Annotated in this window: 18 protein-coding genes and 1 pseudogene; 11 read left to right on the forward strand and 8 right to left on the reverse strand. The window is 71.5% G+C overall.

The annotated features are described in order from the left end of the window. The first annotated feature begins 1 nt into the window (after position 1). From lysA to thrC, 3 genes are all read left to right on the forward strand, one after another. Positions 2-1,387 carry a diaminopimelate decarboxylase gene (gene lysA / locus ACZ6S4_RS38880; protein WP_465479698.1) on the forward strand — a complete coding sequence of 462 codons (1,386 nt, stop codon included), beginning with the start codon at positions 2-4 and terminating at the stop codon, positions 1,385-1,387. Further along, on the forward strand, positions 1,384-2,694 hold the full coding sequence (locus ACZ6S4_RS38885) for a homoserine dehydrogenase (protein ID WP_360550315.1): 1,311 nt from the start codon (positions 1,384-1,386) through the stop codon (positions 2,692-2,694). The genes lysA and ACZ6S4_RS38885 overlap by 4 nt, the downstream gene beginning before the upstream one ends. A 79-nt stretch (positions 2,695-2,773) precedes the next feature. After that, positions 2,774-3,823, forward strand: coding sequence for a threonine synthase (gene thrC, locus ACZ6S4_RS38890; RefSeq protein ID WP_465479699.1), 1,050 nt, complete (start codon positions 2,774-2,776; stop codon positions 3,821-3,823). Positions 3,824-3,939: 116 nt separating this feature from the next. On the opposite strand, the gene ACZ6S4_RS38895 is transcribed toward thrC, so the two are convergent. After that, positions 3,940-4,437: a MarR family winged helix-turn-helix transcriptional regulator gene (locus ACZ6S4_RS38895; RefSeq protein WP_465479700.1), complete on the reverse strand. Its 498-nt coding sequence runs from the start codon at positions 4,435-4,437 to the stop codon at positions 3,940-3,942. 136 nt (positions 4,438-4,573) lie between these two features. On the opposite strand from ACZ6S4_RS38895, the gene ACZ6S4_RS38900 reads away from it, so the two are divergent. Both ACZ6S4_RS38900 and ACZ6S4_RS38905 read left to right on the forward strand, forming a co-directional pair. Next, positions 4,574-7,915, forward strand: coding sequence for an efflux RND transporter permease subunit (locus ACZ6S4_RS38900; protein WP_465479701.1), 3,342 nt, complete (start codon positions 4,574-4,576; stop codon positions 7,913-7,915). A gap of 142 nt (positions 7,916-8,057) precedes the next feature. Continuing rightward, positions 8,058-9,293: pseudogene (locus ACZ6S4_RS38905) on the forward strand (MFS transporter); the annotation flags it as partial. Between the two features lie 980 nt (positions 9,294-10,273). Here the strand turns inward: ACZ6S4_RS38905 and ACZ6S4_RS38910 are convergent. Further along, complete coding sequence (locus ACZ6S4_RS38910) at positions 10,274-10,915, reverse strand: energy-coupling factor transporter transmembrane component T family protein (protein WP_465479702.1); 642 nt, start codon at positions 10,913-10,915, stop codon at positions 10,274-10,276. A 16-nt stretch (positions 10,916-10,931) separates the two neighbouring features. On the opposite strand from ACZ6S4_RS38910, the gene thrB reads away from it, so the two are divergent. The 3 genes from thrB (at position 10,932) to ACZ6S4_RS38925 (ending at position 15,666) form a co-directional block, all read left to right on the forward strand. Continuing rightward, positions 10,932-11,867 (forward strand): homoserine kinase, encoded by a 936-nt coding sequence (thrB, locus tag ACZ6S4_RS38915; RefSeq protein WP_465479703.1) that lies wholly within the window; start codon positions 10,932-10,934, stop codon positions 11,865-11,867. Between the two features lie 293 nt (positions 11,868-12,160). Further along, positions 12,161-14,353, forward strand: a complete 2,193-nt coding sequence (gene rho, locus ACZ6S4_RS38920) for a transcription termination factor Rho (protein WP_465479704.1) — start codon at positions 12,161-12,163, stop codon at positions 14,351-14,353. Between the two features lie 134 nt (positions 14,354-14,487). Then, positions 14,488-15,666 (forward strand): nitric oxide synthase oxygenase, encoded by a 1,179-nt coding sequence (locus tag ACZ6S4_RS38925; protein WP_465479705.1) that lies wholly within the window; start codon positions 14,488-14,490, stop codon positions 15,664-15,666. A gap of 91 nt (positions 15,667-15,757) precedes the next feature. Here the strand turns inward: ACZ6S4_RS38925 and ACZ6S4_RS38930 are convergent, their stop codons facing one another. Genes ACZ6S4_RS38930 through ACZ6S4_RS38940 form a run of 3 tightly spaced genes read right to left on the reverse strand, consistent with a single transcriptional unit; the run spans position 15,758 to position 18,356 of the window. Further along, positions 15,758-16,390 (reverse strand): RNA ligase family protein, encoded by a 633-nt coding sequence (locus ACZ6S4_RS38930; RefSeq protein WP_465479706.1) that lies wholly within the window; start codon positions 16,388-16,390, stop codon positions 15,758-15,760. Beyond that, on the reverse strand, positions 16,390-17,286 hold the full coding sequence (locus tag ACZ6S4_RS38935) for a phosphatase domain-containing protein (RefSeq protein WP_451914514.1): 897 nt from the start codon (positions 17,284-17,286) through the stop codon (positions 16,390-16,392). The genes ACZ6S4_RS38930 and ACZ6S4_RS38935 overlap by 1 nt, the downstream gene beginning before the upstream one ends. Then, positions 17,283-18,356, reverse strand: coding sequence for an RNA ligase (locus ACZ6S4_RS38940; protein ID WP_465479707.1), 1,074 nt, complete (start codon positions 18,354-18,356; stop codon positions 17,283-17,285). Before ACZ6S4_RS38940 ends, ACZ6S4_RS38935 begins: the two co-directional genes overlap by 4 nt. A 230-nt stretch (positions 18,357-18,586) precedes the next feature. Here ACZ6S4_RS38940 and rpmE point away from each other — a divergent pair, with 230 nt between their 5' ends. Both rpmE and prfA read left to right on the forward strand, forming a co-directional pair. Next, the gene (gene rpmE, locus ACZ6S4_RS38945) at positions 18,587-18,811 is read left to right on the forward strand and encodes a 50S ribosomal protein L31 (protein WP_184955233.1); all 225 of its coding nucleotides are present in this window, start codon (positions 18,587-18,589) and stop codon (positions 18,809-18,811) included. A 78-nt stretch (positions 18,812-18,889) separates the two neighbouring features. Next, on the forward strand, positions 18,890-19,981 hold the full coding sequence (prfA, locus tag ACZ6S4_RS38950; protein WP_465479708.1) for a peptide chain release factor 1: 1,092 nt from the start codon (positions 18,890-18,892) through the stop codon (positions 19,979-19,981). On the opposite strand, the gene ACZ6S4_RS38955 is transcribed toward prfA, so the two are convergent. Genes ACZ6S4_RS38955 through ACZ6S4_RS38965 form a run of 3 tightly spaced genes read right to left on the reverse strand, consistent with a single transcriptional unit; the run spans position 19,965 to position 22,844 of the window. Continuing rightward, entirely contained in the window at positions 19,965-21,098 is a 1,134-nt protein-coding gene (locus tag ACZ6S4_RS38955) for an outer membrane protein assembly factor BamB family protein (protein WP_465479709.1), read from the reverse strand. The genes prfA and ACZ6S4_RS38955 overlap by 17 nt on opposite strands. A gap of 44 nt (positions 21,099-21,142) precedes the next feature. Further along, positions 21,143-21,313 carry a hypothetical protein gene (locus ACZ6S4_RS38960; protein ID WP_465479710.1) on the reverse strand — a complete coding sequence of 57 codons (171 nt, stop codon included), beginning with the start codon at positions 21,311-21,313 and terminating at the stop codon, positions 21,143-21,145. Positions 21,314-21,338: 25 nt separating this feature from the next. Then, positions 21,339-22,844, reverse strand: a complete 1,506-nt coding sequence (locus tag ACZ6S4_RS38965; protein ID WP_465479711.1) for a GGDEF domain-containing protein — start codon at positions 22,842-22,844, stop codon at positions 21,339-21,341. 98 nt (positions 22,845-22,942) lie between these two features. Here ACZ6S4_RS38965 and prmC point away from each other — a divergent pair, with 98 nt between their 5' ends. Next, positions 22,943-23,818, forward strand: a complete 876-nt coding sequence (prmC, locus tag ACZ6S4_RS38970; RefSeq protein WP_465479712.1) for a peptide chain release factor N(5)-glutamine methyltransferase — start codon at positions 22,943-22,945, stop codon at positions 23,816-23,818. Positions 23,819-23,842: the final 24 nt, after the last annotated feature.

The following is a 23,842-nucleotide window of genomic DNA, read 5'->3' on the forward strand; positions in this document are numbered from 1 at the left end:
CATGCGGGCACATGAGGCCGGGGCGCTGCACGGCGACATCGGCAACCGGGGACCGGCGTGGCTGCGTACCCCGCAGAACGTGAACGCGCTCGTGCCGCAGCTCTGGCCGCGGACCGTGCGCCGCGCCGAGGCCGGGGCCCTGGAGATCGGCGGCGTGAGCGTGCTCGATCTGGCCGCCGAGCACGGCACTCCGGCGTACTTCCTGGACGAGGACGACCTGCGCTCGCGCTGCCGCGATTTCGCGGCCGCCTTCGCCGGCGCGGATGTCTACTACGCGGGCAAGTCGTTCCTCTGCAAGGCCGTGGTCAAGGTCATCAACGAGGAGGGACTTTTCCTCGACGTCTGCTCCGGCGGGGAGCTGGCCGTTGCGCTGGCAGCCGGATTCCCGGCCGAGCGGATGGGCTTCCACGGCAACAACAAATCGATCTCCGAGCTGACCCGGGCGCTGGACGCGGGCGTCGGCCGGATCATCCTGGACTCGTTCCAGGAGATCGACCGGCTGACCGCACTGGCCCGGGAGAGCGGCAAGCGGCCGAAGGTGCTGATCCGGGTCACCGTCGGCGTCGAGGCGCACACCCACGAGTTCATCGCCACCGCGCACGAGGACCAGAAGTTCGGCTTCTCGCTGGCCGGCGGGGCCGCGTTCGAGGCGGCGATCCGGGTGCTCGACGAGGGCGTGCTGGACCTGCACGGGCTGCACTCGCACATCGGCTCGCAGATCTTCGACACGTCCGGTTTCGAGGTCGCCACCCGGCGGGTGCTGGAGCTGCAGGCGCAGATCCGCGACGCCCGCGGGGTCGAGCTGGAGGAGCTGGACCTCGGCGGCGGCTTCGGCATCGCGTACACGACCCAGGACGACCCGTCGCCGGCCGGCGACCTGGCCAAGCGGATCAACAAGATCGTCGACGCCGAGTGCGCGGCCGAAAATCTGCGGCGGCCCAAGCTCTCGATCGAGCCCGGCCGGGCCATCGTCGGACCGGCTGTGTTCACCCTGTACGAGGTGGGCACGGTCAAGGACGTCGACGGCATCCGGACGTACGTGAGCGTGGACGGCGGGATGAGCGACAACATCCGTACCGCCCTCTACGACGCCTCGTACTCGGCCACGCTGGCCGGTCGCGAGTCCGACGCGCCCCCGCTGCTCGCCCGCGTCGTGGGAAAGCATTGTGAATCCGGGGACATTGTCGTGAAGGATGAATTCCTGCCCGCCGACGTGCAGCCCGGAGATCTTCTCGCCGTGCCCGGTACGGGCGCGTACTGCCGGAGCATGGCCAGCAATTACAACCACGTGCCCCGGCCGCCGGTGGTCGCCGTGCGTGACGGCGCGTCTCGCGTGATCGTCCGCCGGGAGACCGAAGATGATCTGCTCGCATTGGATGTGGGATGAGTTCTGAGAAGCCCGCGGTTCGCCTGGCCCTGCTCGGATGCGGCACTGTCGGCAGCGAGGTCGTGCGCCTGCTGCACGAGCAGTCCGAGGATCTGACCGCCCGGATCGGCGCCCCGCTGGAGCTCGTCGGCATCGCGGTGCGCCGGCCGGGCCGGCAGCGCGGCAGCGACATCGACCCGGCGTTGTTCACCACCGATGCGCTCGGCCTGGTCAAGCGCGACGACGTGGACGTGGTCATCGAGGTGGTCGGCGGCATCGAGCCCGCGCGCTCGTGGCTCACCGAGTCGCTGAAGGCCGGCAAGAGTGTGGTCACGGCCAACAAGGCGCTGCTGGCCGAGGACGGCGCGACCCTGCACGACGCCGCCGCCGAGGGCGGCGCCGACCTCTACTACGAGGCCGCCGTGGCCGGCGCGATCCCGCTGCTGCGCCCGCTGCGTGAGTCGCTGCACGGCGACCGCGTCACCCGGGTCACCGGCATCGTGAACGGCACGACCAACTTCATCCTGTCGTCGATGGACGCCACCGGCGCCGGCTTCGGCGAGGCCCTGGACGAGGCCACCGAGCTGGGGTACGCGGAAGCCGACCCGACCGCCGACGTCGAGGGTTTCGACGCCGCCGCCAAGGCCGCCATCCTCGCCTCGCTCGCGTTCCACACCCGGGTCACCGCCGCGGACGTGTTCCGCGAGGGCATGACCGGCGTGACGGCGGCCGACATGGCCAGCGCCAAGGAGATGGGCTGCACGATCAAGCTGCTGTGCATCGCCCAGCGCGGCCCGGACTCCGCCGGCACCGACTCGGTCAGCGTCCGGGTGCACCCGGCGATGATCCCGCGCAGCCACCCGCTGGCCGGCGTCGGCGACGCGTTCAACGCGGTCTTCGTCGAGGCCGAGGCCGCGGGGCAGCTGATGTTCTACGGCCGGGGAGCCGGGGGTACGCCGACAGCCAGCGCCGTGCTCGGTGACATCGTGGCGGCGGCCCGCAACCGGCTCTCGGGCACCCGCGCGCCGAGCGAGAGCTCGTACGCCCACCTGCCGATCCGTCCGATCGGCGAGTCCGTCACGCGCTATCACATCAGCCTCGACGTGGCCGACCGCCAGGGTGTGCTGGCCACCGTGGCGGGCGTCTTCGCCAAGCACGAGGTATCCATCGCGACCGTGCGGCAGTCCGGCCGGGACGAGGACGCCACGCTGGTGATCGTGACCCACGGCGCGCCGGACGCGAACCTGGCGGCCACCGTCGAGGATCTCCGGTCGCTCGACATCGTCCGCTCGATCGCCAGCGTGCTGCGCGTCGAGGGCGGCGCTTGAGCCCAGAGTGTGGACGCCAAGTCCCGCTATTCGGGTACGTACGGCATGCTTGCAGGGTTGACGACGAAGGGGCAGTGCCATGTGGCGGGGCTTGATTGAGGCGTACCGGGACCGCTTGCCGGTCTCCGCGACCACCCCGGTGGTCACGCTGCATGAGGGCAACACGCCGCTCGTGCCCGCGCCGGTGCTGTCCCGGCGCACGGGCGCGGACGTGTACCTCAAGGTCGAAGGGGCCAACCCGACCGGCTCCTTCAAGGACCGCGGCATGACGATGGCCGTGTCCAAGGCCGTCGAGGAGGGGTCGAAGGCGATCATCTGCGCCTCGACCGGCAACACGAGTGCCTCCGCGGCCGCGTACGCCGCCCGGGCCGGGCTGACCTGCGCGGTGCTGGTGCCGCAGGGCAAGATCGCGCTCGGCAAGCTGGCCCAGGCGCTGGTCCACGGGGCCAAGCTGCTCCAGGTCAACGGCAACTTCGACGACTGCCTGGCGCTCGCCTCGAAGCTGTCCCAGGACTTCCCGGTCTCGCTGGTCAACTCGGTCAACATCTTCCGCCTGCACGGGCAGAAGACGGCCGCCTTCGAGATCGTCGAGGCGCTCGGCACCGCGCCCGACATCCACTGCCTGCCGGTCGGCAACGCGGGCAACATCTCCGCGTACTGGATGGGCTACCAGGAGGATCACGAGGCGGGCAACAGCAAGGTCGTGCCCAAGATGTACGGCTTCCAGGCCTCGGGCGCGGCCCCGATCGTCAACGGCCAGGTGGTGCCGGAGCCGTCGACCATCGCCACCGCCATCCGGATCGGCAACCCGGCGAGCTGGACGAAGGCCCTCGACGCCCGGGACAGCTCCGGCGGGCTCATCTCGGCGGTGACCGACCGGGAGATCCTGTCGGCGTACCGGCTGCTGGCCCGTGAGGTCGGCGTCTTCGTCGAGCTGGGCAGCGCGGCGAGTGTGGCCGGGCTGTTGCAGCAGGCCGAGGCCGGGATGATCCCGGCCGGCAGCACGGTGGTCTGCACGGTGACCGGGCACGGCCTCAAGGACCCGGAGTGGGCGATCAGCACCGCGCCCTCACCGACCACGATCAAGAACGACGTGATGGCGGCCGCGCAGGCCCTCGACCTGGCCTGACGCGAGCTGCTCCAGGGCGGGTTGCGCGCCGGCGCCGCGGGCGGACGCTCGTTGTTTCGCTGAACCGCGCGCCGGCCCTCGTGGCCGGCGCTCGTCGTTTCGCTGCGGCGACCGGGTCAGGACTTGGTCGCGTTGACGGCCGGCTGGTCCTGGGGAACGCCGCACGCGGCTGACTCGGCTTCCTCGGAGGCCGCCCGGACCATCGCCGTCATCGCTTCCGCGACCGTGCGCAGCTCGGCGTCCGTGAGGCGCTTGAGCACCCGGGTCTGCTTCTCCGTCCCGGCCGTGATGATGTTGGCGATCATCCCCGCGCCGGTGCTGCTCAGCGCGATCCGGCGGACCCGGCGGTCGTGCGGGTCCTCCGTCCGGGTCACCAGGTCGTGGGCCACCAGCCGGTCGACCATGCCGCTCATCGTGGCCAGGCTCACGCCCAGCAGCCCGGCCAGCTCCCGGCCCGAGGTGTCGCCCAGCCGGTGCAGCAACAGCAGGATTTTGAGCTGCGGCATGGTGAGCTGGGACGTGAAGAGCGGGTCCGAGCGGTCATAGGCGAACAGGTGCTGGAGCCGCTGCTGCGCGCCCATAATGTCGGCGATGAGTCGTTCTTTCTCGGCCACCGCACCTCCTGTGTTGCGCGCCGGTGGCCGGAGCGCGTCCTTCTTGTGACGGGACGCTATCAGCGGACCCCGGCGAAAACCATTTGTTCGCGTCGGGCAAACTATATGCCTTGGCCGAACTTTCACGGGGGAGCACATGTCATTTCTGACCAGGCTCAGTCTCGCCAACCGGGGGCTCGTCGCTCTCATCGCGGTGGTGATCACCGGTTTCGGCATCTACACGGTGCCGTCGCTCAAGCAGCAGCTGCTGCCTTCGCTCGAGTTCCCGGGCGCGTTCATCGGGGTGGTCCTGCCCGGTGCCAGCCCGGAGATCATGGAAGCGCAGGTGACCAAGCCGATCGAGGACGCCGTCAAGGGCGCCGACGGCCTGGACACCATCACGTCCACCACCCGTGAGGGCTCGGCCACCATCCAGGTCCTCTTCGAGTTCGGCACCGACCTCGACAACGCGGTCAACCAGCTGACCACCTCGGTCAACCGGATCCAGCCGACGCTGCCCGACGACGTCGAGCCGACCATCTTCGCCGGCAGCACCGACGACATCCCGGCGATCATCCTGGCCGCGTCCGACGGCGGCAAGGACCAGGCGGCGCTGGCCAACCGGCTCCAGCAGAGCGTCATTCCCGAGCTCAACGCCATCGAGGGCGTTCGCGAGGTGGCCGTCACGGGCACCCGGGCCCAGCAGATCGTGATCACGCCTGACCGGGCCAAGCTCGGTGCCGCGGGCGTCGACCCGCGCGCGATCGCCACCTTGCTGCAGAGCAACGGCGTCTCGATCCCGGCCGGTGCGGTCACCGACGGCAGCCGCTCACTGAGCGTGCAGGTCGGCCAGCCGATCCAGACTCTCGACGAGCTCAAGGGCCTCTACCTGAGCGGCAGCAGGGGCCCGGTCACCCTAGGGTCCGTCGCCTCGGTCAACCAGCAGCTGGCCACGGCCACGTCGTTCACGCGTACGGATGGGGTCGAGAGCCTCGGCATCGCGGTCACCGCGTCGCCGGACGGCAACCCGGTCAACATCTCCCACGAGGTCCGCGACAAGATCGCCGAGCTCGAGAAGTCCTCGAACGCCAAGCTCACGGTCATCACCGACCAGGCGCCGTTCGTGGAGAAGTCGATCGAGAGCCTGACCACCGAGGGCCTGCTCGGCCTGATCATGGCCGTGATCGTCATCCTGGTGTTCCTGCTGTCGGTGCGTTCGACGCTGGTCACCGCGGTGTCCATCCCGCTGTCCGTGGTGATCGCGCTCATCGCTCTCAAGCTCGGCGACTATTCGCTCAACCTGCTCACCCTGGGGGCGCTGACCATCGCGGTCGGCCGGGTGGTCGACGACTCGATCGTCGTGCTGGAAAACATCAAACGGCATCTGGGGTACGGCGAGACGAAGGTCCACGCGATCACGTCCGGCGTCAAGGAGGTGGCCGGCGCGGTCACCGCCTCCACGCTCACCACGGTCGCCGTGTTCGCCCCGATCGCCCTGGTCGGCGGCTTCGTCGGTCAGCTCTTCGCGCCGTTCGCCATCACGGTCACGGTCGCGCTGATCGCCTCGCTGTTCGTGTCGCTGACCGTCGTGCCGGTGCTCGCGTACTGGTTCCTGCGGCCCGCCGCCGGCGGCTCCGAGTCCGAGGAGGTCCGCCGGGCCGCCGAGGAGAAGGAGCTGCGCAGCCCGTTGCAGCGCGCGTACCTGCCGATCATCCGCTGGGTGACCCGCAGCCGGATCACCCGCTGGAGCACCATCGCGATCGGCATGGTCATCCTGATCGGCACGCTCGGCCTGGCCAGCCGGCTCGAGACGAACTTCCTCGACGAGTCCGGCCAGGACACCATCGCGCTCACCCAGGACCTGCCGGTGGGCACCGACCTGGCGACCACCGACGCGGCGGCCAAGAAGGTCGAGACCGTGCTGGCCGCCCGCGACGACATCAAGAACTACCAGGTCACCGTGGGCAACGGCGAGTTCAACCCGTTCGTCGGCTCCGGCGGAGCCAGCGGCGCCGGCTTCAACGTGGCGCTCAAGGAGGACGTCGACGCGGCCAAGGTCTCCGACGAGCTGCGTGAGCAGTTCAAGGGGATGACGGACGTCGGCGAGGTCACCGTCGGCAACGACAGCGGCACCGGCTTCGACGGCAGCGCGCTGGCCGTCGTGGTGCAGGCGGGCGATCAGCAGGCGCTGACGGCCGCCACCAAGCAGGTGCAGGACGCGATGGCCGGCACGCCGGACGTCACCGACGTGAGCAGCACGCTCGCCGCGAGCGTTCCGCGCCTCGACGTCAAGGTCGACCGGGCCGCCGCCGCGGCCCGCGGGCTCACCGAGGCCGCGATCGGCCAGTCGGTGGCCGGGGCGTTCCGCTCGGCGCCGGCCGGGCAGATCACCGTCAACGGGGTCGGCCAGGACGTCGTCCTCGCCCTGGGCGCACCGCCGGCCAGCGCCGACGCCCTGCGCAAGCTGCCGCTGACCACGCCCGGCGGCCAGCTCGTCACCCTCGACTCGGTGGCCGACATCACCGAGGTCGACGGTCCGGAGGAGGTCACCCGGATCGACGGCAACCGCAGCGTCACGGTCGAGGGCACGGCGACCGGCTCCAACGTCGGCAAGACCACGACCGAGCTGACCAAGCGGCTCGACGCACTGCAGCTGCCGTCCGGGGCAAGCTACGAGATCGGCGGCGTCAGCCAGGACCAGGCGGACGCGTTCGCCGACCTCGGCCTGGCCGTGCTGGCCGCGATCGCGATCGTCTTCGTGATCATGGTGGCCACCTTCCGCAGCCTGCTGCAGCCGCTGATCCTGCTCATCTCCATCCCGTTCGCGGCGACCGGCGCGATCGCGCTGCTGCTGGCGACGGGCACCCCGCTCGGCGTCCCGGCCCTGATCGGTGTGCTGATGCTGGTCGGCATCGTGGTCACCAACGCGATCGTGCTGCTCGACCTGATCAACCACTACCGCCAGGCGGGTCTGGGCGTGCAGGAAGCCGTCGTCGAGGGTGGCCGGCACCGGCTGCGCCCGATCCTGATGACGGCCATCGCGACGATCTTCGCGCTGCTGCCGATGGCCCTCGGGCTCACCGGCGAGGGCGGCTTCATCTCGCAGCCGCTGGCCATCGTGGTCATCGGCGGCCTGGTCAGCTCGACTTTGCTGACCCTGGTCCTGGTGCCGGCGCTCTACACCATGGTGGAGAACACCAAACTGAAGGGCCGCACCCGGCGCGAACGCCGCCGGGCCCGCAAGGCGATGAAGCGCAGCGGTGCGACCCAGGTGGCGGAGACGCCGAAGCACGCGGCCGACGAGCCGGGCGGTGCGGTCCCAGCCGACGACCAGGTCCCGGACTCGAGCGGCGGCGCGCACGAGGCGCCGGAGGGCGCACCGGCCGGACAGCCGGCGCGGGCCGAGGCGGAGCCGCAGAGCGGAGCACTGCGTGGCTACACGGACCAGTTCGAGGTCCTGAAGATGCCGCGCCGCCCGGCGACACCGCCGCCGGCCTGATCGAAGCGGCGCTGGGCCTCTTCGGGCTCACCGGAGAGGCCGCGGCGCCCGGTACCAGCCGTCAGCGTGACGGAATGCGGCGGCCGGCCCTGCGGGATCGGCCGCCGCGCCGCAGCACGACCCGACCGGTAGATTCCGGTACGTGGCGACTCCCTTCTCGGTCCTTACCCGTAACCGTGACTTCCGGCGGCTGTTCGGGGCCGAGCTGGTCGTGTTCGGCTCCGACTGGTTCGTCATGGTGCCGCTGCTGGTGCTGCTGCCCGAACTGACCGGCAGCGGCGTGTGGGGCGCGCTGGTGCTGGCCGCGGATACCGGGATCAATGCGCTGCTGCTGCCGTACACGGGAACCGTCGCCGACCGCCTGGACCGCCGCACCATCCTCATCGCGGCCAACGTGGCCGCGCTCGTGGCCATCCTGCTGTTGTTCTTCGTCCGGTCGGCGGCCACCGCACCGCTGGCCCTGGTCGCCATCGGCGCCGTAGCGATCGCCAAGGCCTTCTACTCCCCAGCCGCGTCCGCGGCGTTGCCGAACGTGGTCGACCCGGCGGACCTCGCCGCGGCCAACTCGGTGGCCGGCTCAGCCTGGGGCACGATGACCATCGTCGGCGCCTCACTGGGCGGCATCGTCAGCAGCGCCTTCGGCCCGTACGTCAGCTTCGCGGTCGCCTCGGTCAGCCTGTTCGTGGCGGCCGTACTGACCGCGATGATCCGCCGGCCGCTCCAGGCGCCGCGAGACCCGAACTATGTGCCGCCGCGTGCCTGGCACGCCCTGATCGAAGCGCTGCGCTACATCGGTGCCCGGCCCAGGCTCCGCGCGCTGGTCACCGTGAAGTCGGCGGTGGGCCTCGGCAACGGCGTACTGACAGTCTTCCCGCTGCTGGCCGGCATCTACGGCGTCGGCGCCCTGGGCGCGGGCCTGCTCTTCGCGGTACGCGGCGCCGGCGCCCTGGTCGGACCGCTGGTGATGCGGCCGGTCCTGAACCACCGCACCTGGCTGCTGCCCGGCCTGGCCCTGTCGATGGGCCTGTACGGCCTCGGCTACATCGGCGTGGCCTTCGCCCCGTGGTTCCCCCTCGTGCTGGCGCTGGTCTTCGTGGCCCACTTCGCGGGCGGGACGAACTGGGTGCTGTCCAACTACGCCCTGCAGGGCGAGGTGCCGGACAGGCTCCGCGGCCGGGTGTTCGCCACGGACATGATGCTGGCGACGCTGGCGATCTCGGTGAGCCAGCTCGGCGCGGCGGCCTTCGTGGACCGCGTGGACGAACGGGTCATCCTGATCGCCTGCGGCCTGATCACCCTGCTGTACGCGATCGGCTGGCGCTTCGCGACTCGCCACCTGTCGCTCGCGGACGCGACTCCGGCCGACGACAGCGAACAACCGCCCAACCCGGCATCGGACCATCCCGGCGGTGTGGCCTCGGGTAGCGGCGTGCTCCCGGTCGATGGTGCGGCCTGGGGCAATGGCGTGGCCTCAACCGACAGCGCCGTCGTGGTCGATGGTGCAGTCTCGGCTGGTGGTGCGGTCCCGGCTGGTGGTGCGGTCCCGGCTGGTGGTGCAGTCTCGGCTGGTGGTGCGGACTCGGCTGGTGGTGCGGCCTCCGGCAACGGCGCGGTCGCGGCTGGTGGCGTGGTTTCGGCTGGTGGTGCGGTCTCGGGCAACGGCGCGGTCCCGGCCGCAGACGGGATCCCGGCAGATGGGGTCCCGGCCGACAATGTCGGTCCGGTTGAGGGGCCGCCCATGGGAGGTGCCCGGCCGACCTACGAAGGCCCTGCCGCGGAAGGACTCCCCGGCGACCCAGACGCAGACCCCGCCTCCGTTCCGAAGCACTAGCTGTAGCGACCGGGGCGTGGTTGAAGCGCCTGATGGGCGCCCGGCCCGCTGGCTTGCGCCTGCTGGCCCGCGCCTGCCGACCCGCGCCTGCCGACCCGCGCCCGCTGGCCCAGGCCAGCGGCCTGCGTCCGCTGGACAGCCGCCCGCTGGCCCAGGCCGGTCGGCCGCCCCCGTCCGCCGCTCGCCGGTCCGCCGTCCGCCGGTTCGCCGTCCGCCGGTCCGCCGTCCGCTTGTCCGCCGGTCCGCCGGCGTCGGTCGGCCGGGCGTCGGTCGGCCGGGCGTCGGTCGGCCGCGCGCCGGACAGCCCCGCACCCCGCACCCCGCCGCGCGCCGGACAGCCCCGCACCCCGCACCCCGCCGCGCGCCGGTCGCCGGCCTGCGCCCGCCGGTCCGCCATGTGCCGGCCCGCGCCCGCCCGTCTGCCGCACGCCGGACAGCCGCCCGGCGCCCGCGGGTCCGCTGTGTGCCGGCCCGCGCCCGCCCGTCTGCCGCACGCCGGACAGCCGCCCGGCTGACCGGTGGCGGAGCTAGCCGGCAAACGGTGAGCCAGCAGGCCGATCGCCGGCCCCAAAAGGCTGTCCGCCGGGTTGGAAGCCTCCGTGGGACTGGCTGCCAGAAGGCGAGTTGCTATCGGGCTGGCTACTGGGAGATGAATCCCCGTAGGGCCAGCCGCCGGGAGGGGAGTTTCCGTAGGGCTGGTCGCCCGGAGAAGGAGGGCCTTCGAAGCCCGGCCCGTACTGCGGAGGTGGTCCGGCGAACGGCTGGCCGCCCGGCACCGGCCCCGCGAAGCCCGGCGCCGACCCGCGCGTCACCACGGCCGCGATGAGCAGACCCACCCCCGCCGCCGAGATCAAGGAGGTGATCAGGCCGATCAGGCCGAACACGATGCCGTACTGGGTCGCTGAGTAGTCCAGTGACGAGTACAGCGTCGGGATCAGCATCGTCCAGGCGAACTGGAGCAGGCTGCCGAGCATCAGCGCGCCCAGGCCCAGCCGGGCGAAGAGCATGCTGCGCGGGCTCAGCCGGTCTCGCCGGGTGGCGACCAGGACGAATCCCACGATCAGCACGGCCAGCAGGGGCAGATGACCCAGCATGCCCGAGAACAGGTATCCCACCGTCATGCCCGCGACCTTAACGGCCGGGTGCGACATCCCGTGGATGATGATCAACGCCTAGCATGAGGCGATGGGCCTGACCTTCGTCTCCGAGCCGGTGCGGGTGCGTACCCCGGCGACCAGCGCCAATCTCGGCCCGGGCTTCGACACGCTGGGCCTGGCGCTCACGCTCTACGACGACCTGAGCGCCCGGGTCATCGGGGATTCCTGGACCGTTTCCGTGACCGGTGAGGGTGCTGGTGAGCTGCCCACCGACGAGAGTCATCTGGTGGTGCGGGCCATGCTCGCCACCTTCGACGAGCTCGGTGGCCGTCCGGCCGGGGTGGCCGTGGAGTGCGTCAACCGCATCCCACAGGCGCGCGGGCTCGGGTCTTCGTCCGCCGCCATCGTCGGCGGGGTGCAGCTGGCCCGTGCGCTGGTGCGGGAGCAGCTGGATGACGAGGCCGCGCTGCGGATCGCCGCGCGGCTGGAGGGGCACCCGGACAACGTCGCCCCCTGCCTGCTCGGCGGCTTCACCATCGCCTGGACCGAGGCGAGCGGTTCCCGGGCCGTACGGCTGGACGTCGCTCCCGGCGTACAACCGACGCTCTTCGTTCCGCAGGAACGGGGCCTGACCGCCACCGCGCGGGCCGCGCTGCCCGGTGCCGTGCCCCATGCGGACGCCGCGTTCAACACGGGCCGGGCCGCGCTGCTGGTCCACGCCCTCGCCCGGGAGCCCGAGCTTCTCTTCACGGCCACCGAGGACCGGCTGCACCAGGGGTATCGGGCCGAGGCGATGCCCGGCACGGCTTCCCTGGTGGCGGCGCTGCGTTCTGTCGGGGTTGCGGCAGTTGTCAGCGGCGCGGGGCCGACAGTGCTGGCCCTGAGCCCGGTACCTGCTGATTTCCGGCCCGGAACCGAATGGCGCGCCGAGTCGTTGGGCGTGGATAGCGGCGGCGCCCTTGTCAAAGGGAGTATGGTGGAACACGCCGAGCGGGGCCCTGTTGCCGCAGGTCGTCCGAGTTGACTACGCTCAAGACCTAGCACAGCCGCGAAGCAAGCGATCTCTGCGGTTCGGCGCGCACCCGAGACTCACGGCACTCTGCCGGTCTCAATTCTCATCAAGGCACGTCGCCGAGCAGCGGATCTCCAGATCGCTGCACTCGCCGAGACCTATCCGTCACTGTCCGACGGGTCGGGAAACCGTCGAGCTGCCGTGCTGCAAACTCCCGCGCCGCAGTTGCGAAGCGGGTTCCGAGGGCACCCGGCCACCAGGCTGCAGACCCGGGTGGACTTGGCTTTTTCGACGGAAGGAATCCATTGAGCGACACCACCGACGTGACGTCGGGTGTTTCTGACGTCGCTGACGGCGCTACCACCGCTGCTGTCACCAAGCGTCGCCGCGGCGGCACCGGGCTGTCGGCGATGCTGCTGCCCGAGCTGCAGAGTCTCGCCGCCTCCCTCGGCATTTCCGGCACTGCGCGGATGCGCAAGGGCGAGCTCATCACCGCCATCTCGGAGCGCCAGAGCGGCGGGGCCCCGGCTGCCTCGACTGCCTCGGCCAAGGCCACCAGCACCCCGCGCCCGCGCACGACGAACGGCTCCGCTGCCACGGCGGCCGAGCCCGCGGCCCAGGCTCCGGCGGCCCAGGCCCCGGCGGCCCAGGCTCCTGTAGTCGAGGCTCCGGCAGTCCAGGCGGCAGCGGTCGAGGCCCCGACGGCTCCGGCTCCCGAGACGCAGGCCCAGCCCGCCGCCGCCCAGTCCGCGGCTCCGGCAACCGAGCAGCCCGCGACCGAGGCCGAGCCGGCCCGCCGCACCCGCCGCGACCAGTCCAGCCGCGACCAGGGCGGCCGCGACCAGGCCGGTCGGGAGCAGAACGGCCGTGAGCAGAGTGGCCGTGAGCAGGGTGGCCGCGACCAGGCCGGTCGTGACCAGAACGGCCGCGACCAGGGCGAGAGCCGGCGCGACAGCGCACCGGCCGACGGCCAGGTCGACACCGAACGCACCGACCGGGGGGACCGGCCGGAGCGGGGCGAGACGCGCAACCGGGACCGCCAGCGCAACCCGCAGCGGACCGAGGGCGGCGACCGCAACGACCGCCCCGACCGGGGCAGCAACGACCGTAACGAGCGCACCGACCGCAACGACCGGGGCCCGCGCAACGACGGCCCGGACGACGAGGACGGCGACAACGGCGAAGGCGGCCGGCGTAGCCGGCGCAGCCGGTTCCGGGACCGCCGGCGTGGCCGGGACCGCGACGGCGAGGGCGGCGGCACCGGTGGTGGCCGCGACGGCGGTCGGGACGGTGGCCGCGATGGTGGCCGGGACAGCGGTCGTGACAGTGGCCGCGAGCCGCACGTCAACGAGGACGACGTGCTCGTGCCGGTGGCCGGCATCCTCGACGTGCTGGACAACTACGCGTTCGTCCGCACCACGGGTTACCTGTCCGGTCCCAACGACGTCTACGTCTCCATGTCGCAGGTCAAGAAGCACGGGCTGCGTCGCGGGGACGCCGTCACCGGTGCCGTGCGGGCCGCACCGCGCGACAGCGGCAGTGGTGACCAGCGCCGGGACAAGTACAACCCGCTGGTCCGGCTGGACACCATCAACGGCATGGAGCCCGAGGAGGCCCGCCGGCGTCCCGAGTTCTACAAGCTGACCCCGTTGTACCCGCAGGAGAGGCTGCGTCTCGAGACCGAGGCGCACATCCTCACCACCCGGGTCATCGACCTGGTCATGCCGCTCGGCAAGGGCCAGCGGGCCCTGATCGTCTCGCCGCCGAAGGCCGGTAAGACGATGGTGCTGCAGGCGATCGCCAACGCGATCACCCACAACAACCCCGAGTGCCACCTGATGGTCGTGCTGGTCGACGAGCGGCCCGAAGAGGTCACCGACATGCAGCGCTCGGTGAAGGGCGAGGTCATCGCGGCCACGTTCGACCGGCCGCCGCAGGACCACACCACGGTCGCCGAGCTGGCCATCGAGCGGGCCAAGCGCCTGGTCGAGCTGGGTCACGACGTCGTCGTGCTGCTCGACTCGGTCACCCGGCTCGGCCGGTCGTACAACCTGGCCGCGCCGGCCTCCGGTCGCATCATGTCCGGTGGTATCGACTCGACCGCGCTGTACCCGCCGAAGCGGTTCCTCGGCGCGGCACGCAACATCGAGAACGGTGGCTCGCTCACCATTCTCGCGACGGCGCTGGTGGAGACCGGCTCGATGATGGACACCGTCATCTTCGAGGAGTTCAAGGGCACGGGTAACGCCGAGCTCAAGCTCGACCGGAAGATCGCTGACCGGCGTACGTTCCCGGCCATCGACATCCACCCGTCCGGCACCCGCAAGGAGGAGATCCTGCTCGGCAAGGAAGAGCTGGCGATCGTCCACAAGCTGCGCAAGGTGCTGAGCTCGCTGGAGTCCTCGGCGGCTCTGGACCTGTTGCTCGACCGGCTCAAGCAGTCCCGGACGAACATCGAGTTCCTGATGCAGATCGCCAAGTCCACGCCTGGCGAGTAAACGCCCGAAAACGGCATAAAGGGGCAGTCACCGCGAGGTGGCTGCCCCTTTGTCGCACAACGGGTGCGTTTGCTCCCGGACGGGGTCATGCGAATCTCCCTCCACACCTCAGCTCAACGTGGGGAGGACGCTCGATGATCCCTGGCTACCGGGACCAACCGACCGAGAGATGGGACCCGATCGCACCGGTCGATCCCGGGGAGGCCGAGGACTTCCTGCGGCAGTGCTACGTCGAGAACCCCCGGCTCGGCCCGGTCGAGCCGCGACTGGCCATCGTGCGCGCGCAGATCGCGGCGACCGGCGGCTACGTGCACACCACCGAGGAGCTGGCGTACGGGGCGAAGATGGCCTGGCGCAACGCGAGCCGCTGCATCGGCCGGCTCTACTGGCGCAGCCTGGTCGTGCTGGACCGCCGCCGGGCCCGGACCGCGGACGACATCTTCTCGCTGCTGGTGCACCACCTGCAGACCGCCGGCGGCGGCAGCGAACGCCCGGGCGCGATCCGGCCGGTCATCAGCATCTTCGCGCCGGCGCTGCCCGGCCAGCCGTACGCGCGGGTCTGGAACGAGCAGCTGATCCGCTACGCGGGCTACCGCACCGAGGACGGCAGCTCTGTCGGGGACCCGCGCAACGAGCAGTTCACCGCCGCCATGCAGGGCTTCGGCTGGCGCGGCAAGGGTGAGGCCTTCGACGTGCTGCCGGTGGCGATCGAGACGCCGGCCGAGGGCGTACGCCTCTACGAGCTCCCGGAACGCGCCATCCTCGAGGTGCCGCTGACCCATCCCGAGTTCGGCTGGTTCGCGGAGCTCGGCCTGCGCTGGCACGCTGTCCCCGCGATCGCCAACATGCGGCTCACCATCGGCGGCGTGCAGTACCCGCTGGCGCCGTTCAACGGCTGGTACATGGGCACGGAGATCGGCGCTCGCAACCTGGCCGACACCGACCGCTACAACATGCTGCCGATCGTCGCCGCCCGGATGGGACTCGACACCAGCCGCGAGTCGACGCTGTGGCGGGACCGGGCGCTGGTCGAGCTGAACCGGGCGGTGCTGCACTCGTACGAGAAGGCCGGTATGAAGATCACCGACCACCACACCGAATCGGCCCGCTTCCTGACCCACCTGCGCAACGAGGAGAAGGCCGGCCGCCGGGTGCCGGCGGACTGGACCTGGATCGTGCCGCCGATGTCCGGTGGCATCACGCCGGTCTTCCACCGCTACTACGAGGAGCTCGACCTGCGCCCGAACTTCTACCTGGACCCCGAGGCGCAGGCCTTGTCGCGCGACGGGACCCGCTGCCCCTTCACGGGATAGCAAGATCAAAATCAATGTCCGGTCGTGCGTGGTTGCATGGCGCTGACCGTCGCTCCCGCCGATGACATGTCCGTGCGTGGCAAACTTCGGCTCAGGCGAACTCGTTGAGCGGGAAGTCGTCGCGGTGCCGCCAGGCGGCGTCGGTGCGGACGTGGTCCTCGCGGACCCATTTGAGGAGCCGGTGGGAGAACTCGGCAGCCGGGATGCGGCCCGCGCTGCGGACCACGAAACCTTCGGACGTCTCGGCATCGCGGGTTTTCGCCCAGGCCGCGCGGGCCTCGCTGAGGCTGCCGCCGCGGTACAGGACCGGGACCACCGGCAGCTCCAGGCGCTGCGCCCAGTCGACGGTGTCGTCCCAGCCGAGCAAGGTGTCCGTCTCGTCCCAGATGCCGAAGACGATGAAGACGCCCGGCAGGTCCGTGTAGGCGATGCTGCGGCGGGCCCACATGGACTCGCCGCAGACCCGCCAGTCGTCCGGGATCCGGTACGCCGTCATCGCCCACAATGCCTTGGCGGGCCGGTCCCACGGATTGGTGCCGGAGTCGACGGAACGGGCGTACATGGCGTCGCGGGTGAAGGTGAGGTTGCCGCCGTCGAGCTTCTCCGTCACCACCAGCTCACCGTCCAACCAGGACAGATCGTGCTGGATCCTGTCGTCGGCGGTGGCGCCGGGGGAGTCGGGCAGGTGGAAAGTCCGCGGATACTTCCCGTCCCGCCCGTCCATCAGAAGTCCCCCTCCGCCACCTGGAACACCGTCAGGCCCAGGGCGCGCCACATACGTACCACCTGCTGACGGTCGTCGAAAACCCCGATGACCCGCCAGCGGTCGCGGATCTCCCGATCGAAGATCTCCCGCTTGACGACGGCGTCCTTGCGCGAGTCCCCCTCGGGCCGCATGAAGAGTCCTTCGTACGGCACATCGACGTAGAGGTCCAGCCAGGCCTCGGTCTCGGCGCGGCACACCTCGTCCCGCCCCGAGCAGAAGACGATGGCGTGCCCGGCCGCGTGCATGGCCCGCACCGCCGCGATGACCGCCGGATTCGGCGCGTCCTCGCCGACCCGGCCCCAGTCGTACGGGCTGCGGCCGTTCATCAGCGCCACCGTGCCGTCGATGTCCACCAGCACCACCGGCGGCAGCTCCGGATCCGGGTCGTAGACGACACCCGGCCCGCCCGGATCGACGTACGGGACCGGCAGCGGCAGGTTCTTGCCGGCCAGATACCGCTGATGCATCCGGCGGATCCCGGCCTCACCGACCCGCTCGTCGTCGGGCCGCCCGGCGTCCCGCCGCAAGCACTCCTCCAGCGGCACATCGGTGAAGTCGTGCACCTCGAAACTCGCGTGGAAACGCGCGGCGAGCTCGGCCCACTCCCGTACCGTCTTGGCCCGCAGGTTGGTGTCATCGACGATCACGTCGGCGTGGGCGCGCAGCAGGGCCTCCACGGCGGCCCGCTGGGCGTGCGTCACCTGGCCCTCGGCCCACTGGGTGAACAGGCGCTGCCCGTGCAGCATCCGCCGCAGGTCGTCGCGGTTGACCCGGACGACCTGCGGCTGCAGCTTGCGCGCGAAGGTGGTCTTGCCCGAGGCGGGCAGCCCCCGGGTGATCAGCAGTCTGGTCATTCCTCACTCACCTGGTTGCCGCCGGGGGTGACGTCGCCCGCCGGCCGGACGAGCTGCCACAGGCCGGGACGGTAGTCCTTGTCGTCGAGCCGCAGGAAGAGTGCCCCACGGTGCTCGCTGCGCACGGCCCGGGCCGCGAACTCGCGCCGGCCCCAGCCCGCCGGCAGGTCGGCGACGATCGCCGCGAACTCGGCCTCGACGGCCTGGGCCAGCGCCGCGACGGCGCCGGTCAGCTCGGCGGCCACCGCGCTGACCCACGCGTGGAATTCGTCGGGCAGCGGTTCGGTCAGCGCGTCCAGGTCACCGCCGGAGACCAGCACCTCCCATACGGTACGGGCGGAGAGCCCGGTGACGAGCCGGTGCAGCCGTACGTACTCCGCGTACTTGATCTTCACCCGCTCGTCGGAGTCGGTGAGATGCACGACCAGCCCCTCCCGGCCGTCCCGCGGCGGTGCGGCGAGCGCTTCGGCCAGCGTCGCGTGCGCGAACGACTCCACGACCGGGCCCGGCCACAGCGGCACGGCGGCCGGGCCGAAGGTGCGGCCGGTCGCGATGTCGACGGCGCCGAGCAGGATCAGGTCGTCCAGGCCGCCGTAGTCGAGCACGATCCGGTTGGCCGGGTAGACGATCTCGACCAGCACGGTGAGCCCCGCGGGCGGCGTGAAGTCCGGGTAACGGGTGCGCAGCACCGCGGTCGCGTGCCGCGCCTGGTCCGAGGTGAACGAGCCCCGCGTCGCGACCGCCCACCCGTCCTCGTCGGGGAAGATGATGCCCAGGCTGCCGTCGGCCTTGTCGGTCACCGAGACGGGCGCGTCCGGCCGCAGCCGGGGCGCGTGGCCCTCAGAGTGATTGAAGAACTTGGGCCAGGGCCGGGCCAGCACTGTGTCGCCCGTCACGATCAGGCCGCGGCAGGCCAGCGTGACCGGGGTCCAGGCGCCGGCGTACTGGCAGGCCTCGGTGTAGTTGTAGATCTCGTACGGCCGCGACGGGTGACGCTGGACCCGCACGTGCCCGTTTTCGACCGCCGAAGCCAGTTCGGCCGGGTCCAGGACGTCCGCGAGCAGCGTCATGACAATTCCTTCCGTGCGATCCCCGCCGCGGGAATGCGGTGAGGGCGGCTCACGTTATCGATCACGGACGCAGGAACGCCTCCTGATTTCGGATCAGGGCACGTGACATGGCAGACTGGTCCATCGGCCAGTAAAGGTTCCGGTTCACGCTCGAGTCGTCCGCCCTAGCGGGGCGGTTCGGTGCTGACGGCGACCCGGCGACCACTTTCATCGAGAGGGACCGAGTAACCATGAAGAGCGGTATCCACCCGGAGTACACCTCGACCGAGGTCATCTGCTCCTGCGGCAGCACCTTTACGACCCGCAGCACCGCCAAGGGCGGCGAGATCCGCGTCGAGACCTGCAGCGCCTGCCACCCGTTCTACACAGGCAAGCAGCGCGTGCTGGACACCGCGGGCCGGGTCGCCAAGTTCCAGGCCAAGTACGCGAAGGTCAACGCGGCCAAGAAGAAGTAGCTACCTCGACGGCGCCCACCCCGGAATCCGGGGTCGGGCGCCGTTCGTGTGTTCGATCCCCAGTGAAGGAGGCGCGGCGTGAGCACAGACCGGTTGTCGACCCTGCTCGAGGAGTACGCGCAGCTCGAGAAGCAGATGGAGGACCCCTCCATCCACTCCGACCAGGCCCTGGTGCGGCGGGTCGGGCGGCGCTTCGCCGAGCTCGCGCCGCTCTACGCCGCCAACGCCGAGCTGGAGGCCGCCCGCGCCGACCTGGCTGCCGCCAAGGAGCTCGCCGCCGAGGATTCCTCGTTCGTCTCCGAGGTCGAGGCGGTCGCGGCCGTGCTGGCGCCGCTGGAGGAGAAGCTCGGCGAGATGCTCATCCCGCGCGACCCGCACGACGCCAAGGACGTGATCGTCGAGATCAAGGCCGGTGAGGGTGGTCAGGAGTCGGCGCTGTTCGCCGGCGACCTGCTGCGGATGTACACCCGGTATGCGGAGAAGCACGGCTGGGTGGTCGAGGTCATCGACGCGCAGGATTCCGATCTGGGCGGGGTCAAGGACGTCTCGGTCGCGGTCAAGACCAAGGGTGTGCCCGCGGGCGGCCACGGCGTCTGGTCGCGGCTCAAGTGGGAGGGTGGCGTGCACCGCGTGCAGCGGGTGCCGGTCACCGAGTCGCAGGGCCGGATCCACACCAGCGCCGCCGGGGTGCTGGTGCTGCCCGAGGCCGAGGACGTCGACGTGCACATCGAGCCGGGCGACATCCGGGTCGACGTGTTCCGGTCGTCGGGTCCCGGTGGCCAGTCCGTCAACACCACCGACTCGGCCGTACGCATCACCCACCTGCCCACCGGCACCGTGGTGAGCTGCCAGAACGAGAAGAGCCAGCTGCAGAACCGGGAGTCGGCGATGCGCATCCTGCGGTCCCGGTTGCTCGCCATGGCCCAGGAGCAGGCCGACGCGGCCGCCTCCGACGCCCGCAAGCTGCAGGTCCGCACGGTGGACCGGTCGGAGCGGATCCGGACGTACAACTTCCCGCAGAACCGGATCAGCGACCACCGGATCGGCTACACCGCGTACAACCTCGACCTGGTGCTCGGCGGGGAGCTGGACCCGGTGCTCGACGCGCTGGCGGAGGCCGACCGGGCCGCCCGGCTGGCCGGTGAGACGGAGATCAGCCGACGTCCGTGACGATCAGCCGGTTGTCCGAGGTCTCGCAGACGATCAGGTCGCCGCTGCTCTGGCAGCCGAAGTCGAGCACCGCCGCGACGGTGCCGCGTAACAGCACTTCGCCGGCTTCCGGGTCCACCTGGCTGACCAGCGTCAGGTCGTTGGAGTTCTGGGCGCGGGCGACCACGTAGCGGGTGCCGTCGAGCCGGTAGTCCCAGACCGGCATCGCCGTGCCCAGGTCGACGAGCTGCCGGCCGGTGGCGGTGTCGACCAGGCGGTGTCGTTCGCCGGTCTCGTCGTCGCCGACCAGCAGCAGACCGTTGAGCAGCGGGAAGCCGTTGGCGGCGCCGGCGATCCGCCAGCGCACCTCGCCGGTGGCGCGGTCGTGGCCGGTGGTGGCGTTCGTCCCGTTGAGACAGACCACCGGGCCGCAGCCGTAGACGCCGCCCGGCGCCGTCTGCTGGATGCGCCAGAGCTGCCGCAGGGTGTCGGTGTCGTACGCGGTCACTGTGGACGTGTCGCCCTCGTTGCGTTCGAGGTAGAGCTGCGTGCCGTCCATGATTAGCGTCGTGTAGTCGTTCTCCGGCGCCGACGGGGCCTGCCAGGGGAGCGTGCCGGTGGCCACGACCGAGCCGTCGTCCAGGTCCAGGATCTCGGCCCGGCCCTGCGTGGTGACGGTCACCAGGCGCTCGGCTGAGGTGCCGGGTGCGGTGTCGGTGGTCCAGGAGCCGATCTCCCCGGCCGGACGGGACCAGATGGTGCTGCCGTCGCGCAGCCGTACGGCCCGGAAGGTGGTGACCTTGTCGCCCGCCCTGTTCCATTCGGTGAGCAGGGCCCGGTCGCCTTCGGCGGTGATCAGCTCGCCGGGCTGCCGCCAGAGCAGGCGGCCGCTGACGGTGTCGACGGCGGCCGTGTCCCGGTTGAACTCGCGGGTGACGGTGGAGCCGTCGGCGTCCTCGTACGTCGCTGTGGCCAGTCCGGCCGGCAGCAGCAGCGCGCCGCCCCGGATGCCGCTCAGCCAGCTGCTGTCGTCCGGCGCGGGATGCGACCAGCGCAGCCCGCCGGTCCGCAGGTCGTAGGCGCTGAGCCGGTCCTGCCCCGGCTGGGTCAGCACGTAGACGCTGTCGGGAGTGAGCATGTAGGCGCCGCTGCCCAGCTCGAACGGGATGCTCCAGAGCTCGGTCAGCCCGCTCGGGTCGGGCCGCGCCGACCGGTCACCGTGAGCACGGTGGCGGCCGTGACGACGGCGACGAGCAACGACCGCAGATCCCGCCGGCCGAGCGGGCGCCGGCCCGGCCGGGCGTCCTGCTCGTCGCCCCCCTCACTGACGAGCCCGAGCTCGATCACCGCCATTCCTCGAGCGTAGGACTTCGGCGTCCTACGCGGGGGTACGGTGCGAAGCTGCCGCGGCCAGGGCGGCGCTGAGCGTACGGCCGTTGGTGCCGACCTCGGACCAGCCGGCGGCCAGGCCGATCGGCGTGCCCGGGACCAGGACCTGCCAGTTCTCCGCCGCGGCGGCCGCGCTGATCCGCCGGGAGACCTCGGCCGCCTGGGTGGGCCCCGCGCCCGGCAGCACCACCACGAACTCGTCGCCGGCGAAGCGGGCCACGAAGTCGCCGCGGCGCATGACCCGGTTGAGCACGCCGGCGATGCGCTGGAGGACCAGATCGCCGCAGTGCCGGCCGTGCCGGGCGTTGACCGCGGTGAAGCCGATCAGGTCGCAGACGCCGATCGCCGCGCGTTCGCCGCGGGCCAGCATCGCCGCCACGTAGCGTTCGAGCTGGCGGCGGTTGGGCAGGCCGGTGAGCGGGTCGGTGAGGTTCTCGTCGCCGTAGCGGCCCATGTCGCGGTGGGTCTCCTCGGCGTCGAGGCGGGCCGCGACGCCGTCCAGGTAACCGTCGCGGAGCCGGTCGATGCGCTGGGCGGCCAGCCGGAAGGCGTGCCGGTCGGCGGCGTGCGCGGCCTCGTGGTCGCCGGCCGAGGAGTGGCAGATGCTGCGCAGCCGGGCCGGTTCGGCCGGGCCGAGGATCTCCTGGGAGACCGGTACGGCGTCGAGCTTGCGCAGCGCGTCCCCGGCTTTGTCGGCGGCGATGTCGAGGCACACGGTGCCGAGGTGCCGCAGGTCGCGGGAGCGGACGCTGTCGCCGCCGCCGGTCAGCAGGGATGCCACGTCGGTCTGGGTGGACTCGCCCAGGGCCGCCCGGCGGGCCAGCGCGTAGCCGTAGACCGGCCGGCTGCTCGGGCGCAGCCGCACGTCGGCGCCGGTGGCGACGTAGCGGGTCAGCTCCGCGTCGATGTCGCGCAGCACCCGCAGGCAGCCGTCGGTGTCGCCCTGGTGGTCCAGCGAGACCGCGTTGCGGAGCCGGATGCCCGGCGCGGCGAAGACCTCGCTGGCCATGCCGGCCGCGGCGCCGACCTGCCGGGCCTGCTCGATCGCGGTCAGCGCGTGGCCGTGAAAACCGAGATAGCTGTACGCCATGGCGAGGTCGTGCCAGCCCCACGCCGTCTCGCTGTCGCCGTCCGGCACCGCCGCCAGCGCCCGCGAGGCCTGCACGAGGTGGGTGACCCCGCGGTCCAGGGCGCTCTGCAGGTGGGCGCCCAGAGCCGCGAAGGCGTGCATCTGACCGCGCAGATACGGGTCGGAGGTCTCCCGGACCGCGTTCGAGGCGAGCGTCATCGCGGTGGCGAACTCGGCGACCCGGCCCAGATTGATCAGTGCGCCGAACCGCTGGACGAGCGCGTACGCCCGGGTCAGCGGGTCGGTCGTACGGGCGAGCACCTTGTCGAGGATCGTCAACGCCTCCGCGGACCGGCCGCCCTGCTGGAGCTTGCCCGCCGTACGCAGGTCGTCAACGTTGTCGCCGAGCTGATCGAGCCACGTCATGGTGCCGCCACGGCCATCCAGGCCCCTCCCGCCGACGCCGTTCATCGCCGAGTGACCCGGCCGGTCACCGTCGAGAGACGACGTTCCATGATTATGCCGTGACGCCGACGCACGAACACCCCTCGACCGGAACGGAACGGACGCGCTTGGCCCCGGTGCTGGCCAAGGCCACCGCACTGCTGGCCGAGGCGGGAGTTTCGTCGCCGCGCGTCGATGCCGAACTGCTCGCCGCGCACGTTCTCGGGGTCGGACGCGGCCGGTTGCTGCTGATCGACACCGTGCGCGGCGACGAGGCGAGCCGGTTCACCGAGCTGGTCGAGCAGCGGGCGCAGCGGATCCCCTTGCAGCATCTGCTCGGCACGGCCGCCTTCCGGCATCTGGAGCTCGCGGTGGGTGAGGGGGTGTTCGTGCCGCGGCCGGAGACCGAGCTGCTGGCCGGCTGGGGGATCGAGCACACCGCGCCGGGTGCCACGGTGGTCGACCTGTGCAGCGGTACGGGCGCCATCGCCTGCTCGGTAGCCGACGAGGCCGCGCCGGACCGGGTCATCGCGGTGGAACGATCTCCGGCGGCGCTGGCCTTTCTGCGCCGTAATGCCGCGGCGTTCCCCGTGGTGCGGGTGGTGCCGGGCGACGTGACGGATCCGGGGCTGCTGGCCGACTGCCGGGGCATGGTGGACGTGCTGCTGTGCAACCCGCCGTACGTGCCGGACGGGACCGCCGTACCCCCGGAAGTGGCCGACCACGACCCGGCGGAGGCCGTCTTCGGTGGCGCGGACGGCCTGGTCGTGATCCGGCCGGTGATCGCCCTGGCGGCGGCGCTGCTGCGACCCGGCGGCGTGCTCGGCATCGAGCACGACGATGTGCACGCGTCGGCGGTGCCGGAGCTGCTGCGGGCCGACGGGCACTTCACCGAGGTCGCCGCCCATCAGGACCTGACCGGTCGCCCACGATATGCGACGGCCCGCCGCGTGTAGGGCACTTCGTGCGCGCCATGGCAC

The organism is Actinoplanes sp. NPDC051405 (assembly GCF_055586185.1).